We start from the raw sequence: 15,117 nt of genomic DNA on the forward strand, positions 1-15,117 counted from the left end.
GAGGTAATTCCTGCTTTTGGGGATTACCTATTAAGGTATGACTTGTTATACTGCGAGCTTATTTTTGATTAATCCATAAAATAGATAGAGATCATGCTGAAGATATATAACACGCTCACAAGACAGAAAGAGGAATTCAAACCAATTACAGCTGGCAAAGTCGGCATGTATGTCTGTGGGGTAACCATATACGATCTCTGTCATATTGGTCACGGTCGTACGTTCGTTTCTTTCGACGTAGTAACTCGCTACCTTCGTTACCTTGGTTACGATTTGAACTTCGTTCGTAACATCACTGATATCGATGACAAAATCATCAAGCGCGCTAACGAAAACGGTGAGTCTTGTGACTCTCTGACTGAGCGTTTAATCGGTGAGATGCACGCTGACTTTGATGCATTGAACATGAAGCGTCCAGATGTTGAGCCTCGTGCTACAGAATACATCACTGAAATCATCGAGCTGGTTGAAAAGCTGATTGAACGTGGTTTCGCATACGTTGCAAGCAACGGTGACGTGATGTTTGAAGTAAAGAAATTTGACGAATACGGCAAGCTTTCTAAGCAAGACCTTGATCAGCTTCAAGCGGGTGCTCGCGTTGATGTTGAATCTGCAAAACGTAGCCCATTAGACTTCGTTCTTTGGAAAATGTCTAAGCCAGGTGAACCTACATGGGAATCGCCATGGGGCCCGGGTCGTCCAGGTTGGCACATCGAATGTTCAGCAATGAACTCATCTATTCTTGGTAACCACTTTGATATTCACGGTGGTGGTTCAGATCTGCAGTTCCCTCACCACGAGAACGAAATCGCACAATCTTGCTGCGCGCACGGTACTCAATATGTAAATACTTGGATGCACAGTGGTATGGTGATGGTAGACAAAGAGAAGATGTCTAAGTCACTAGGTAACTTCTTCACTATTCGTGACGTGCTAGCACATTACGATGCTGAAACGGTACGTTACTTCCTAATGTCTGGTCACTACCGTAGCCAACTAAACTACAGCGAAGATAACCTAAACCAAGCTCGTGCATCACTAGAGCGTCTATACACATCACTTCGTGGCCTAGACTTAACAGCAGCTCCGGCTGGTGGTCAAGAGTATGTAACTCGTTTCTCTACAGCAATGAATGATGATTTCAATACGCCTGAAGCTTATTCAGTGCTGTTTGAAATGGCGCGTGAAATTAACCGTATCAAGCCTGAAAGCATCGAAAGAGCAAGCGGACTTGGTGCATTGATGCGTGAACTAGCAGACATCATCGGTATTCTTCACCAAGAGCCAGAAGCCTTCCTTCAAGGTGATTCAGCAGGTAACGACGACGAAGTGGCTGAAATCGAAGCGTTGATCAAACTGCGTAACGACTCGCGTGCTTCAAAGGATTGGGCAAATGCCGATCTCGCACGTGATAAGTTAAACGAGTTGGGTATTGTTCTGGAAGATGGCCCAGAAGGTACGACTTGGCGTCGTAAGTAAATCTTATAAAAAGGGCTGATTTTCAGCCCTTTTTTCTAGCACGAATTCTCTATTTTCACCTTTTCTATCTTCAACTTTTAATTAACAGGAATATTTCTGTGGCTCAGATGTATTTTTATTACTCGGCAATGAATGCGGGTAAATCAACAACGCTTCTTCAATCTTCATTCAACTATCAAGAGCGCGGCATGACCCCGGTGATCTTCACCGCTGCTCTGGATGATCGCTATGGTATCGGTAAAGTGAGCTCACGAATTGGTCTACAATCTGAAGCTCAACTGTTTAAAAATGATACCAACATGTTTGATGCGATCAAAAAACTCAATGAGGAAGAAAAGCGTCATTGTGTTTTGATCGATGAGTGCCAGTTTTTATCGAAGGAGCAGGTGTACCAATTAACAGAAGTGGTGGATAAGCTACACATCCCTGTGCTGTGTTACGGCCTACGTACTGACTTCTTGGGTGAACTGTTTGAAGGTAGCCGCTACTTACTATCTTGGGCAGATAAACTGGTTGAGCTTAAAACGATTTGTCACTGTGGTCGTAAAGCGAACATGGTAATTCGTACTGACGAGTACGGCGTGGCTATTGCAGAAGGTGACCAAGTGGCTATTGGTGGTAACGACAAATACGTTTCTGTTTGTCGTTTGCACTACAAAGAAGCATTAGGTAAATAAGCCCAATATATTTGCTGGCATTACTAACACGAAAGAATGAAAAACGGTGACCAAGTGTCACCGTTTTTGTTTACTGAGCTGGTGTTGTTTTTATACCAAGCCGAGCTTTTATTTTATTCGAAACTCATTCAAAACCGAGCTTCTTCAATGCTTGATAGGCGTGGTCAACGTCGTCGGGGATGCGCATCTCAATCTGAAAGCCTTTCTCTGGGTAGGATTTGATACGCTCGTAATCAGCAATCAATGCACCTAACACCATGTCTAACGGTAACTCTTCGTTAAAGTAATCATCCCAATTTTGCCATCGCGACGTCACGGTTATCTCGGAAGTTTCGTCAGGCCACTGTTTACTAAACGTGGCGTAAGTACGTTTCTCCATAAAGGGTTTCTGTACCAAGGTCAGCCTTTTCGGACGTAACCCTCGCTCAGTAAGTAACTCATGAGTGAAGCGTACATTTTCCCCGGTATTTGTCGCGTGCTTCTCTATGATAATGTCAGAGTCTGGCACGCCAGCATCTCGTGCAATAGCCGCGAATGTTTCGGCTTCTGAACGTTCAAAGCTCTCTTCTGTAAAGCGTCCCACACCGCCAGAAAAAACGATGTAAGGCGCGACCTTTTGGTGATAAAGCTCGGCTGCGTATTCAGCGACGCGAGTATCGTTGCTACACAATACAAAGATGCAGTCTGACGGCGTAACCTTGTGACCCATAGACATAAAGTTCCAAAGGGTGTCGACTGAGCGATGCAGTTTTATGGTGGGATCTTTCCTAGCAATAGATTGTTCAGTCATGAAGTGCGTCCAGTGTGGATTCGAATTTAAATGAATAACCTAAGTCGAGAATCTTCTTCGAAGAGATTAACTTGTCTGGGGTATCAACAACAACGGGTAGAGGCTCACTGCTGTTGGCGCTTTTTAGTGCCGCGGCATAAAACTCCGCCTTACTGACCGTATTTGGCGTGGTCACGTTAACCACTTCGTTGTGCAGTTGACTGATAGCGAAATCGACAGCACCAATTGCGTCATCAAGGTGCAGCATGTTGGCTGGAGCTTGAGAGCTGACTTGTTTTAACTTGCTTGCGAAGCGCGAAGGGTGACGGCTTGGACCTATTAGGCCACTAAAGCGAAGAATGGTGTAGTCAATACCGGAATCAATCACTGACTGTTCAGCTTGCAGCATGATTCGTGCGTTATCGGAAAATAAAGACGCGTTCTCGTTACCTGAGGTTGAAAGGGGGAGTGATGCATCCAGCTCGTTCAACACACCCGGCTTGGTTGGGTATACCGTGGTTGAACTGACCATAATGAGTTTTTTAATGTTGGCCTTTTGACATGCATTGGTGAGTTGCTGCCAGTAGTCCGCATACTCTTGTCCTGCTCCTTTTCTAAAGCCTGGAGGGAAGCTGCCAATCACAATTTCAGTGTTGTTTTCGAGTAACAATGAATAGAGTCGCCCGATAGTCTTTTGTGGTTCGGATGAATCAAAGCTAAACACTTCACATGGAATTCGTTCGCTACCAATGGCGTCTGCTCCCGCTTGGGTCGTTTTCGTGACCACCACTCGGTTACCATGTTTTTCTAAATGTTCAGATAAAGGTGCACCTACCCATCCTGCACCGACAATAAATATAGAAGCCATGTGTTCCTCACAACTGCAAATGACGAATTTACAATAAGCCTAACAAAGCTTTGCCCAAAAATGAAAAAACTCCACGGCCGAAGCAAGTGGAGTTTTTACTAGAACAATGGAGCTTTAGTTTAGTACGCGAAGAAGCTTGTCTGCGCGCTCTGCCATCTCGATACCTTCATCTGTTAGGTAACCGCCGTCTGGCTGAGTACAAAGGTTTTTTTCGAATAGGCGCTTAACAGCGTCTTGAGTTTCTTGAGCAGCCTCTTGATGAACTTTAATTCCAGTAGCAGCACTACTTACATCAAATTGAAGAAGGAGGTTTAAATCAGCAATATGTTCAGCGTTGTACTTCATAATTAACCTATATATTCATAACGTTCTCTACCTTCACCTTAGTGCGCATTCTCGGCTCAGGCAATAGCAAATAAAGAGAATTGATAAGTGATACCAAATTGATTGATTAATCATCGAGTGATGAGTTTATTTTGGTTATATTGGGTGATTTGCGCCCACTTAAATCATCAGTGATGTTTATTGCTAAGTGGTTGTAATATATTGTGACTAGAAATAATTTGCATTGAGCGAATATTGTATAAAAAGGATATGCATAAGTGAGAGCGAACAAAGTAGCATTAACGATCAGTATGCTATTTGCTATCTCAGGTTGTCAAAGCACACCCTCAGAGCAGACAGACGCGAACCAAACCACAAACAACAATAGTGAATCTACAATAGAGGTCCGTTCATTTCAGTCTGTCCAAAGCGTTTACTCCGAATGGGATGTTAAGCTTGAAGACCACGCTCAATTGTCTCTCTATGCACCAGAGAATTACAATGAACTATTAGACGCATGGGATGACGCTGAAAGCATTTATGCGGACTTACTGAAAGACGAAACTCGGATAACCAAGAGTTACTCCATTTTTTCGAGCCTAACTTACGCTGAAGCCTTCGATGAAAAAATCGCGCTAATCAAATCAAACTATGATTCGATCTTAGTGTTAAAGAAGAAGGCTGACCGAGTACTCGCTGATTCGATTGTCCAAATGGATTATCTAAAGTTTCTTGGCGCAGATACCATGTTTACTTCGAGCTACAAACGTTTGTATTCAGGATACAGTGAGTTGTTCGAATATGTGCTGGTCGATGAGCTTGAAGACGCTCAAGAAGCGCAGGTGGAATTTCTTAACAATGCTCGCTTACTAGAAGTTAAAGTGGCACATAAGAAATACATCGAGCCTTTGAAGAACGAGTTAGAGTTCTTGGAAGATGAAGATTTTGATGACGTTGCTCCGTTGACCTTTGCTAAGGCGGCATCTCAAATTACGTTGGCCGAAAGCCAAGTCAAAGCCAGTCCTCGTGAAAAGTCGATCATTGAAGACGCGGTTCATGCTGCAGAGTTTGAATTGAATCACGTGCGCAGTGTCGTTCATGAAGTCAAAGTGCTGGCGAGCGTAAAAGGCGACAAGTTCGAACAGTCGGTTTTGAATGCAGAGAACCAATTACTAAGCATTTCACAAATCGTCAATGATGAAGATTACCGTGATGTTGGGTTACGTCAGCAATCACAGAAGATTGTAGCGAGTGTGAAGGCGTTAAAAAGCTCTGATATGACAGGACTTTTAAAGTCAGAGATAGAAACTTTGACTGAGCAATTGGCTAATCTGGAGGCTGAAAACCAGAAGCAATCGCAGCAATTGTCTGAAGCAACCAAGCATAGTGAGTTGCTCAATGAGCAGATTACGAAGAGTGATGCTCACATAAAAAGTTTAGAAGAGCTAGTCGATAGTTTGAAAAGCTTAGGTGGCAAAGTTGCCAACGAAAGTGACTCTGATGTGATGTCCCCGGTTGTTGAATCTAATTTAGAGGATTCAACCCTTGAACAATCATCAGAAGAAGTGATTGAACCTTCGGTTTAGCATCACTAATTTCTTTATTTGTGATTGAGTTAAAAGCGCCTAAGGGCGCTTTTTTACGTTCTATTGATCTATGTCAAAATCTAGAAATAAAAGCGCTCAGTTAGCCGTTATAGTGTACGTTATTCTTTTGGTTTTAACGTAACTTGTTGATATTTATAGGTGTGTTATTTTCTATACTGATAACTAATCATTCAGCAGGGTTTTATTTTTACTACTAAAGTCTTATGAATTTAGAATAACTCGGACTATTTGCTTTCAACAAGGCTGTGAGAGGTATTTTTAGCTTAAAATAGCTCTTGAATTCAGAAATGAAAGAGAGGATTATCGCGCTCCCGACGACATGTTTCAAAATGTAAATCATCATGAATCTAAACCAATTTGACTCATTATTACCGCCACAAATGGCTGAGCGCGCTGCAGATATTGGCGTAGGTAAAGCAACCAAAGATCCAATCAAATCCTTTCTTCTCGCGATTTCAGCTGGTATCCATATCGGTATTGCGTTTGTGTTTTACACCATCGTGACGACCGGTGCTGGTGATTTGCCATGGGGCATTACTCGCTTACTCGGTGGCTTGGCATTTAGCTTAGGCTTGATCCTTGTGGTTGTTACTGGCGGCGAGCTGTTTACAAGTTCGGTATTAACTTTGGTGGCACGCGCAAGTGGCAAGATCACTTGGCGTACCCTGGTTAAGAACTGGGCGACAGTTTATGTAGGTAACTTGATCGGCGCGTTGCTGCTGGTGGCTTGTATGTTACTAACCAAACAGTACATGTTCGACCACGGCCAAGTGGGTTTGAATGCAATGGCGATCTCCCAACATAAGATGCACCACGATTTTGTCCAAGCTATCGCACTAGGCATCATGTGTAATGTATTAGTTTGTATTGCAGTATGGATGACGTTTAGTGGACGTACACTGACTGACAAAATTGCGGTAATGATTTTACCTGTTGCGATGTTCGTATCAGCGGGTTTTGAGCACTGTATTGCGAATATGTTCCAAGTGCCTTTAGCAATCGGCGTCAAAACATTTGCTCCTGCTGAATTCTGGACAATGACGGGCGCTAACCCTGCGGATTACGTTGACCTGAACATGATGGACTTTCTGATGAACAACTTGCTGCCCGTTACCATCGGTAACATTATTGGCGGCGGTATCTTCGTTGGCATGTGGTATTGGTTAATCTACCTACGTGACTAATAAAGGTTGTGTTACCGACAGATATGGTGTGATTAACTCAGTTGACGAGATGAGTTAAAGCCCAGTGAAAACACTGAACTGACTTATGACATTTACAAGACGGTCTGCATTGCAGGCCGTTTCTTATTTGTGGAAAACCTACTCCGTCATCTCTCTAATGATCATCTAAACGGTCAACATCATGTGTTTATATGTCTTTGAAATCACCCAAAGATCACAGGTAATGATCATTCCTTGGGTTTAAATGGACAAAAAAGGATCTATATTGATTTGGTTATCCACAGTTTCTGTGGATAACCTGTCTCAAATTCAGTGAGTAACCAGATCTAAGTGGATTAGGAAGGCTATTTCGAAGGCTGTATTTGCGCGAGAACTCGTCCTTCTTTGGTCAGACATGCCTTCAATGAGAGCTGAAGTGCAAGTGCTAATGAGCAGCTCATCATCACGAAAATCGCCAGCATGATCATTAGTTGATACTTAATCGCGATCATCGGCGAAGCACCCCCTAAGATTTGCCCCGTCATCATTCCCGGTAGCGTAACTAAGCCGGTTGTTGCCATGGAGGCCATAATGGGAGACATCGCTTTCTGTATCGCATTACGTACAAAAGGCGCAGCAGCGTACTTAGGAGACGCGCCTAACGCGATTGCCGCTTCATATTCTGATTTTTGTGTTTCAAAAGCACCAAACAGGTTCTGCAATGCAACTATGTTGCTGCTTAAGCTATTACCCAACAGCATCCCGGCAATAGGGATTAAGTACTGCGCATTGAAGAGTGGGGTAGGCTTGATAATAAAGAAGCAAATAAATAAGACGATTGGCACGCAAGTCACAGCAAGACTAAACGCCACCGGTGCTAATAGCAGTTGTTTCGAAAGCCTAGATTTTTCAACAATCGAGCTTGCGCCGACGAGAATCATTGCAAATAACCACAGCAAATTGACCCACAAACTATTCAAGGTGAACAAATATTCTAGGTAAACGCCAACCAGAAACAGCTGAATAATCATACGAATTATGCTGATAGAAGCCTCTTTGCCAAGGCCGAGTTTTAACTTGTGGTTGATGGTAATAGGTAGCAAGAGAAGTGAGCTGAAGAACAATAACTGCCACCAAGATATATCAATAACGTCTTGCATAATACTTCCTTTTAAGTAGGTCCTCATCATATCTGAAAGTGCCAAATGATGCATTTCAGCTTCTCAGCCGCTTCTTCAAAAAACACTCAATAAATTAACAATCAAATCACAAAATATTGGTTGTTTGAGGCTTTTTTGGCTACTACTTAGTAGGTAAAACGTTAAAATTGGTTACAATATAGTTATGTAGGTGTTGGAATTTAACATTTGTGAAATATACTTAATTCTTCACATTTGTTAATACTTTTTAATAACTTTGTTTAACTAAAAACAAGTTTGGATGAGCTCAAAAAAGTATTGATTAGCAAGGGTTATAACGGGAGATTTGATTGAACCCTACTTTGGGTATGGTCTAAAATTTGTCGTTAGATACTTAAGAACTTTAGCCCCATAGAATGGGTTACTCGAAATTACTAAATACAAAATAGGCAAAATGTATGAGTGATGTTAATAAAATTGAAACTAGCGAAAAACATTCGTTGGAGTGGAAGTCTTTCCTCTTCATCGCGGTGGTTCTCTTCCCAATATTAAGTGTGGCTTTTGTAGGCGGCTACGGCTTCCTAGTTTGGGCACTGCAAGTGTTTGTATTCGGACCTCCTGGTGCTCACGGCGGCATGTAATGCCCTCTAGTAACAACATTTTTTAAAATCAATATTTAAGAGAGCTAAACATGAAATCATTTTTAGTTAAATTATGGCGCACAATGACTCGCCCAGCAGTACACATCAGTCTTGGTGTACTAACAATGGGTGGCTTTATCGCCGGTGTTATTTTCTGGGGCGGTTTTAACACAGCTCTAGAGCACACAAATACAGAAGAGTTCTGTGTAAGCTGCCACACCATGCGTGACAACGTATACGTAGAACTACAAGAGACGGTTCATTGGAAAAACACTTCTGGTGTACGTGCTACTTGTCCTGACTGTCACGTTCCACATGAATGGACAGCAAAAATCGCTCGTAAGATGCAAGCATCTAAAGAAGTATTCGCTCAAGTGTTTGGTGACTTAGATACGCCTGAGAAATTCGAAGCTCGTCGTATCGAACTGGCTAAACACGAATGGGATCGTTTCTCTTCAAACAAATCTCTAGAGTGTAAAAACTGCCACAACTACGATTCAATGGATTTCGAAAACATGCGCCCTACAGCACGTATCCAAATGAAGAACGCGGCAGAGCGTGATCAAAGCTGTGTTGACTGTCACAAAGGTATTGCTCACAACCTTCCATTAGATATGGCATCAGCGAGCGGTATTGTTGGCGAGCTAGAAAATGTAGCAAGCAGCACATCTTACGCAAATGGTTCTGACGTGATCTCTATTCGTCACCTACCAATGTACACAGATGAAACAGCAACAGTTGAAGCGGGTCTATTAAGCCCTGCAAGTAAAGTTGCGGTTATCGACGAAAAAGGCGACATGATCAAGATTCAAATCGACGGTTGGCGTAAAGCGAAAGGCTTCGGACGTGTAATCCAAGAAGACTTCGGTATGAACATCTCAACTGCAATCTTGACGAAAGAAGTATCTCAAAGTGACGTTATCACTGTTGGTGAGAAGAAAGAAGATGAGCTTACTGGCCTTCCATGGGAAGAAGTTAACCTAGCACTTTGGATGAAGAAAGAGTCTATGGTTGATAACTTCGATCCAATCTGGAACGCAGCGGGTCAAGCGTACCAATCTAACTGTTCAACGTGTCACTCACAGCCAGATGAAGCTCACTTCAGCGCTAACGGTTGGGTAGGCATGCTAGATGGCATGATTGCGTTCGTTAACTTCGATACAGATACAGAAGCACTTGTTCTTAAGTATCTACAGAAGCACTCATCAGATTTTTCTGAAGGCCATCACTAATAAGACGTCAATTGGAGTAACACAATGGCAATTACAAGAAGAAGTTTTCTGAAAGGTGTCGCTACTACAAGTGCGGCATCGGTTATCGGTCCAAGCTTATTGGCGTCAGCATCGGCTTCGGCTGCAGAAACAGACGGCGCGTGGAAAGTCTCTGGTTCTCACTGGGGTGCATTCCGAGCTCGCGTTTACGCGGGTAAAGTACAAGAAATTAAACCTCTAGAAATCGATCAGCACCCTACAGAGATGCTGAAAGGTATTAAAGGTATTATCTACAGTCCATCACGTGTGCGTTACCCAATGGTTCGCTTAGATTGGTTGAAGAAGCATAAGTACAGCGCAGACACGCGTGGTAACAACCGCTTTATTCGTGTGACTTGGGATGAGGCACTAGACCTTGTTTACCGCGAGCTAGAGCGCGTACAGAAAGATTACGGTCCATGGGCGCTTCACACAGGTCAAACTGGTTGGAGACAAACAGGTCAGTTCCACAGTTGTACTAACCACATGCAACGTGCAATGGCACTTCACGGTTACTCTGTGAAGAAAATCGGTGACTACTCAACAGGTGCTGGTCAAACGATCATGCCTTACGTGCTAGGTTCTACTGAGGTATATGCTCAAGGTACATCTTGGGAACTTATCCTAGAAAACAGTGACAACATTGTTCTTTGGGGTAACGATCCAGTTAAAAACCTTCAAGTAGGTTGGACATGTGAGACTCACGAGTCTTTTGCATACCTAGAACAGCTGAAAGAAAAAGTTGCTAAGAAAGAGATTAACGTTGTTTCTGTTGACCCTGTTAAAAACAAAACAGGTCGTTACCTAGAAAACGAGCAAATGTACATCAACCCACAAACAGATGTGGCGTTCATGCTTGGTGTTGCTCACGTTCTTTACAACGAAGGCCTATACGACAAGAAGTTCATCGAAACTTACTGTCTAGGTTTTGAAGATTTCATCAAGTACGTTCAAGGTGAAACGAAAGACAAAGTTGAGAAGACGCCAGAATGGGCTTCAGCTATCTGTGGTGCAAGCGCGGACTCTATCCGTGACTTCGCTAAGATGCTGGTTAACGGTCGTACACAGATTCTTGTAGGTTGGAGTATCCAACGTCAAGAGCACGGTGAACAGCCTTACTGGATGTGTGCAGTTATCGCAGCAATGGTTGGCCAAATCGGTCTTCCGGGCGGTGGTATCTCTTACGGTCACCACTACTCTGGTATCGGTGTATCTTCAACTGGCTTCGGTGCTCCGGGTTCTTTCCCGTTGAACATCGACCAAGGTCAATCGCCTAAGCACACCAACACAGATTACAACGGTTACAGCCGCGTAATCCCAGTTGCTCGCTGGGTAGATAGCTTGCTAGAGCCAGGTAAGAAGATTAAAGCAAACGGCGCGACAGTGACACTGCCTGACATCAAGATGATGGTCTTCAGTGGTAATAACCCGTGGCACCACCACCAAGATCGCAACAAGATGCGTAAAGCATTCAAGAGTCTGCAAACAGTAGTGGCTGTTGATTTCGCTTGGACTGCAACTTGTCGTCACTCTGACATCGTGCTTCCAGCATGTACTCAGTGGGAGCGTAACGATATTGATGGTTACGGCGCATACTCTGGCCGTGGTTTGATCGCAATGCACAAGCTAGTGGATCCTCTGTTCCAGTCTAAGACTGACTTCGAGATCATGTCTAGCCTAACTAAGCGTTGGGGCCGTTACGACGATTACACCCGTGGTATGGACGAAATGCAGTGGGTTAAATCTCTGTACGACGAATGTCGCGCGGAAAACGAAGGCAAGTTCGAAATGCCTGAGTTTGCTGAATTCTGGGAGAAAGGTTTCCTAGACTTCGGTAAAGGTAAGCCATGGACTCGTCACGCTTCATTCCGTGAAGATCCAGAGATCAACGCACTAGGTACGCCTTCTGGTTTCATCGAAATCACAAGCCGTACTGTTGGCAACATGGGTTACGAACGCTGTCAAGAACACCCAATGTGGTTCGAGAAATCTGAACGTTCACACGGTGGTCCAGGCTCTGACAAACATCCGTACTGGCTACAATCTTGCCACCCAGACAAGCGTCTTCACTCTCAGATGTGTGAATCTGAAGAGTGGCGTGCGACTTACGCGGTACAAGGCCGTGAGCCAATCTACATCAACCCAGTAGATGCTAAGAAGAAAGGCATTAAAGACGGTGACGTAGTACGTGTGTTTAACGACCGTGGCCAACTACTAGCGGGTGCTGTTCTAATGGATAGCTATGCTCCTGGTGTTGTTCGTATCGAAGAAGGTGCTTGGTACGGTCCGATCAACGAGAAAGTGGGCGCGCTAGACACATACGGCGATCCAAACACACTGACTCAAGACATCGGTACGTCTGAACTTGCTCAAGCAACGTCAGCAAACACATGTTTGGTCGACTTCGAGAAGTTCCAAGGCAAACTGCCTCCAGTAACTTCATTCGGTGGTCCAATCGAAGTTTCTTAAGCCTTGTACTTAAGAACTAAGATTAAAGCTTGAATTAAAGCCCTTGTAAGGATTCTTACAGGGGCTTTTTGTTTTTCTGGTGTACGTGTTGGGATTTCTACTTAAGCATTGTAGCGACGCTTATGGAGGCGTATATGGGAAGGATGTAGCGTGCTGCTAATGATTAGCGGTATAAGTAATCGAGCTGGAAGATATGCCCAAAGAACCTTGTAAGGAACTTAGGTTACTGGAAACAAAAAGGCCGATACAAAGTACCAACCTAGTAGAAACCTATGGAGTTAAGCGTAAACCTTGGATACAAAGCGGAGCCTTAGATAGAAACCTAAGCCTTTAACGTAAAGCTATAGCTCGAACACAAACCAATACCCATAAGCACAGATTAAAGCAGGCACACTGGAATACAAAGTTGCGACTAGTGCCGCTTTGGGAGCCATCGCAATCGCAGGGAATAGTGCATCACCATCATTTGAAATTGCGTTACCTACCTGAGCTGAAAGTGGCAGTGCGCCTGAAAGGTATAAGCTAGTGACCAATAATTGCGGTCCACAGCCCGGTAGCAAACCCATCAACACACCAGCCAGGGGGAGCATGATACCCCAGCTTGAGAATAGCGTCGCAAAATCGACATTTGCTATCACAGAACCAAATTCAAAGAACAGAAAGGCAACCACCACCCAAGCAGTAACAAAGTTTGTATCTTGAGCGGTCTTTTGCAGTGGATGAGAGCCTATACACTTTTCGTCTTCACTCACGGCCGATTTGTAATCTTCAATTTCACGAGTCAGCCCCCAGAGGAACATTGAGCTGATCAGCAAAATTGTTCCCGCCCATTCCATCGACATTTCGGGCAAAGCGAGCAACTCATTTACATCCACTTGAAAAGAGCCGAGTAGGGCAACGGCAGCACCAGGAACAATCAATACAGACCAAAGGTAACCTTGTAGGTTTATCGCTTTTTTAGAGACCGATTCTTTGTCTTGAGATTGAGAAGCGCAGCTGCTAGTGGCTTCACTTTTTTCTGCCGGTTTCGGGCGTAAGAAGTCGTCGGCGTGAAATAAGTTAATGATTCGGCCTGACGCAGTACCCACAATTACGCCCATCGCCATCATGGCTAAACCTGTCTTAGGCTCGCTCGCTATGAGTAGGAACGCCGCGTCACCCATGGTCGAGACGAGCACCGCAACCACGGCACCAAATCCGAGTTTTCCTGAGATAAATTGTGTGGTCACCACTATCGCACCGCCACAGCCGGGTAGCGCGCCCATGAGAGCCGCGAATACCACTTGATTTGAACGAGATTGATGAACGAGCTTGTTGAAGACGTTATCTTTGTTGATGTACAGGCTTAACCAGTGGTAAATCGCCAAGGTTAACGCGACATAACAAGACACGGCCCAAAATGCGTCTGATAAAGTAGTTACTGTCAGCTCTCGCGTAGCTGGGGCTGCAACCAATGCTGCAAGTGATATAGGTAAAAGCAGGCGCTTGAATGACAGTGAAAACTGAGTTGTTTTCGCAGCGCTACTGCTTGGCAAAAAAGAGATTAGTCGATCCATAGGTGTTACTCAAAATTAGTGGCTTAAGATAAATATATACGAATGATAATAATTATCAATTGCATTTGTTGTTTTTTTATCTATTGTTACTATTGGCTAAACCCACGAAACATGACCAATCTAAAAAAATGAGGTAAAGTATGGCTAATAAAGAGAGGCTCTAAAGGTAGAGTCATAATTGTTAGTGTAATAGGAAGAAACATGATTTTAGTTGTTGGTCACAAAAACCCTGATAGTGACAGTATTTGTAGTGCGTTAGTTGCAACAGAGCTTCTTAAAGCTCGTGGCGAGGAAGCGACACCAATTCGCCAAGGCGAGATCAACCGCGAAACTCAACACATTCTAGAAGTCGCTGGTGCTGAAAAGCCAGAGCTTCGTACTTCTGTTGCTGGTGAGAAAATCTGGCTAGTAGACTATTCAGACCTAGCACAAGCACCAGATGATGTTGCAGATGCAGAGATCGTAGGTATTGTCGATCACCACCGTCTAGGTGACGTGATGACAGTAAACCCAATGGAAGCTTGGATCTGGCCTGTTGGTTGTACAAACACTGTACTTTTCAACATGTTCAAGATTGAAGGTCACGCTATCTCTCAACAAATCGCTAAACTAATGATGTCTGCAATTCTTTCAGACACAGTTGGTTTCGCTTCTCCAACATGTACTCAAAAAGACAAAGACGCTGTTGCTGAGCTTGCTGAAATCGCTGACGTAACTGACGTTGATGCATTCATCAAAGCGCTTCTAATCGCTAAGACAAACATCGAAGGCCTATCTGCTGCACAGCTAGTAGAAAAAGACCTTAAAGGCTACCCATTCAACGGTCGTGATGTTGTTGTTGGTCAAGTTGAACTTGCGACTCTTGAGCAAGTAGACGGCATGATTGAAGCGCTAGAAGCTGATCTTGAAGCGCGTTGTGAGAAAGACGGTCTAGCATTTGCTGCGGTAATGCTAACTGATATCACTACTGCACAAACTCGTCTTCTATACAAAGGTGAGTGGGCTGAGAAGCTGGTTAAATTCGAGAAAGACGGTGTATTGATGATGGAAAATACACTTAGCCGTAAGAAGCAAGGCTGGCCTTGGCTACAAGGTGAGCTTGTTTAATCAAGTCACTTAAATAATAAACGCCTGCTTATTTAGCAGGCGTTTTTCTTTGAAGTAGCCTTTCTTCT

General features: G+C 43.9%; 13 protein-coding genes. 8 read left to right on the plus strand and 5 right to left on the minus strand.

Annotated features, from left to right (window positions below):
• Nucleotides 1-93 precede the first annotated feature (93 nt).
• Together cysS and ITG09_06355 are read left to right on the plus strand one after the other, a co-directional pair.
• A complete protein-coding gene (gene cysS, locus ITG09_06350) occupies nucleotides 94-1,479 on the plus strand; it encodes a cysteine--tRNA ligase (GenBank protein UPR53243.1) in 1,386 nt (461 codons plus the stop codon).
• Between the two features lie 98 nt (nucleotides 1,480-1,577).
• Nucleotides 1,578-2,156, plus strand: coding sequence for a thymidine kinase (locus ITG09_06355; protein UPR53244.1), 579 nt, complete (start codon nucleotides 1,578-1,580; stop codon nucleotides 2,154-2,156).
• A gap of 124 nt (nucleotides 2,157-2,280) precedes the next feature.
• Here ITG09_06355 and ITG09_06360 read toward each other — a convergent pair whose 3' ends face one another.
• From ITG09_06360 to ITG09_06370, 3 genes are all read right to left on the minus strand, one after another.
• The gene (locus ITG09_06360) at nucleotides 2,281-2,946 is read right to left on the minus strand and encodes a YdcF family protein (GenBank protein ID UPR53245.1); all 666 of its coding nucleotides are present in this window, start codon (nucleotides 2,944-2,946) and stop codon (nucleotides 2,281-2,283) included.
• Nucleotides 2,939-3,793, minus strand: a complete 855-nt coding sequence (locus ITG09_06365; GenBank protein ID UPR53246.1) for an NAD(P)H-binding protein — start codon at nucleotides 3,791-3,793, stop codon at nucleotides 2,939-2,941. The genes ITG09_06360 and ITG09_06365 overlap by 8 nt, the downstream gene beginning before the upstream one ends.
• A gap of 114 nt (nucleotides 3,794-3,907) precedes the next feature.
• A complete protein-coding gene (locus ITG09_06370) occupies nucleotides 3,908-4,138 on the minus strand; it encodes a TIGR02647 family protein (protein UPR53247.1) in 231 nt (76 codons plus the stop codon).
• Between the two features lie 257 nt (nucleotides 4,139-4,395).
• Between ITG09_06370 and ITG09_06375 the strand changes: the two genes are divergently transcribed.
• Entirely contained in the window at nucleotides 4,396-5,703 is a 1,308-nt protein-coding gene (locus ITG09_06375; protein ID UPR53248.1) for an ATPase, read from the plus strand.
• 362 nt (nucleotides 5,704-6,065) lie between these two features.
• Nucleotides 6,066-6,908 carry a formate transporter FocA gene (gene focA, locus ITG09_06380; protein UPR53249.1) on the plus strand — a complete coding sequence of 281 codons (843 nt, stop codon included), beginning with the start codon at nucleotides 6,066-6,068 and terminating at the stop codon, nucleotides 6,906-6,908.
• Nucleotides 6,909-7,252: 344 nt separating this feature from the next.
• On the opposite strand, the gene ITG09_06385 is transcribed toward focA, so the two are convergent.
• Complete coding sequence (locus tag ITG09_06385) at nucleotides 7,253-8,047, minus strand: ABC transporter permease (GenBank protein UPR53250.1); 795 nt, start codon at nucleotides 8,045-8,047, stop codon at nucleotides 7,253-7,255.
• 437 nt (nucleotides 8,048-8,484) lie between these two features.
• On the opposite strand from ITG09_06385, the gene torE reads away from it, so the two are divergent.
• The 3 genes from torE to torA are packed head-to-tail and all read left to right on the plus strand — an operon-like array spanning nucleotide 8,485 to nucleotide 12,386.
• Nucleotides 8,485-8,667 (plus strand): trimethylamine N-oxide reductase system protein TorE, encoded by a 183-nt coding sequence (torE, locus tag ITG09_06390; GenBank protein ID UPR53251.1) that lies wholly within the window; start codon nucleotides 8,485-8,487, stop codon nucleotides 8,665-8,667.
• 50 nt (nucleotides 8,668-8,717) lie between these two features.
• Nucleotides 8,718-9,899, plus strand: a complete 1,182-nt coding sequence (gene torC, locus ITG09_06395) for a pentaheme c-type cytochrome TorC (GenBank protein ID UPR53252.1) — start codon at nucleotides 8,718-8,720, stop codon at nucleotides 9,897-9,899.
• A 24-nt stretch (nucleotides 9,900-9,923) separates the two neighbouring features.
• Nucleotides 9,924-12,386 (plus strand): trimethylamine-N-oxide reductase TorA, encoded by a 2,463-nt coding sequence (torA, locus tag ITG09_06400; protein ID UPR53253.1) that lies wholly within the window; start codon nucleotides 9,924-9,926, stop codon nucleotides 12,384-12,386.
• 341 nt (nucleotides 12,387-12,727) lie between these two features.
• On the opposite strand, the gene ITG09_06405 is transcribed toward torA, so the two are convergent.
• On the minus strand, nucleotides 12,728-13,942 hold the full coding sequence (locus ITG09_06405) for a putative manganese transporter (protein ID UPR53254.1): 1,215 nt from the start codon (nucleotides 13,940-13,942) through the stop codon (nucleotides 12,728-12,730).
• A 201-nt stretch (nucleotides 13,943-14,143) separates the two neighbouring features.
• Here ITG09_06405 and ITG09_06410 point away from each other — a divergent pair, with 201 nt between their 5' ends.
• On the plus strand, nucleotides 14,144-15,049 hold the full coding sequence (locus tag ITG09_06410; protein ID UPR53255.1) for a manganese-dependent inorganic pyrophosphatase: 906 nt from the start codon (nucleotides 14,144-14,146) through the stop codon (nucleotides 15,047-15,049).
• Nucleotides 15,050-15,117: the final 68 nt, after the last annotated feature.

It is taken from the genome of Vibrio cyclitrophicus, assembly GCA_023206055.1.
GTDB classification, from domain to species: domain Bacteria; phylum Pseudomonadota; class Gammaproteobacteria; order Enterobacterales; family Vibrionaceae; genus Vibrio; species Vibrio cyclitrophicus_A.

What these genes read in the sequence shown, in the direction of transcription:
- cysS (UPR53243.1), top strand. Translation starts at nt 94, where the DNA reads ATGCTGAAGATATATAACACGCTCACAAGACAGAAAGAGGAATTCAAA.
- ITG09_06360 (UPR53245.1), bottom strand. Translation starts at nt 2,946, where the DNA reads ATGACTGAACAATCTATTGCTAGGAAAGATCCCACCATAAAACTGCAT.
- ITG09_06365 (UPR53246.1), bottom strand. Translation starts at nt 3,793, where the DNA reads ATGGCTTCTATATTTATTGTCGGTGCAGGATGGGTAGGTGCACCTTTA.
- ITG09_06370 (UPR53247.1), bottom strand. Translation starts at nt 4,138, where the DNA reads ATGAAGTACAACGCTGAACATATTGCTGATTTAAACCTCCTTCTTCAA.
- focA (UPR53249.1), top strand. Translation starts at nt 6,066, where the DNA reads ATGAATCTAAACCAATTTGACTCATTATTACCGCCACAAATGGCTGAG.
- ITG09_06385 (UPR53250.1), bottom strand. Translation starts at nt 8,047, where the DNA reads ATGCAAGACGTTATTGATATATCTTGGTGGCAGTTATTGTTCTTCAGC.
- torE (UPR53251.1), top strand. Translation starts at nt 8,485, where the DNA reads ATGAGTGATGTTAATAAAATTGAAACTAGCGAAAAACATTCGTTGGAG.
- torC (UPR53252.1), top strand. Translation starts at nt 8,718, where the DNA reads ATGAAATCATTTTTAGTTAAATTATGGCGCACAATGACTCGCCCAGCA.
- torA (UPR53253.1), top strand. Translation starts at nt 9,924, where the DNA reads ATGGCAATTACAAGAAGAAGTTTTCTGAAAGGTGTCGCTACTACAAGT.
- ITG09_06405 (UPR53254.1), bottom strand. Translation starts at nt 13,942, where the DNA reads ATGGATCGACTAATCTCTTTTTTGCCAAGCAGTAGCGCTGCGAAAACA.
- ITG09_06410 (UPR53255.1), top strand. Translation starts at nt 14,144, where the DNA reads ATGATTTTAGTTGTTGGTCACAAAAACCCTGATAGTGACAGTATTTGT.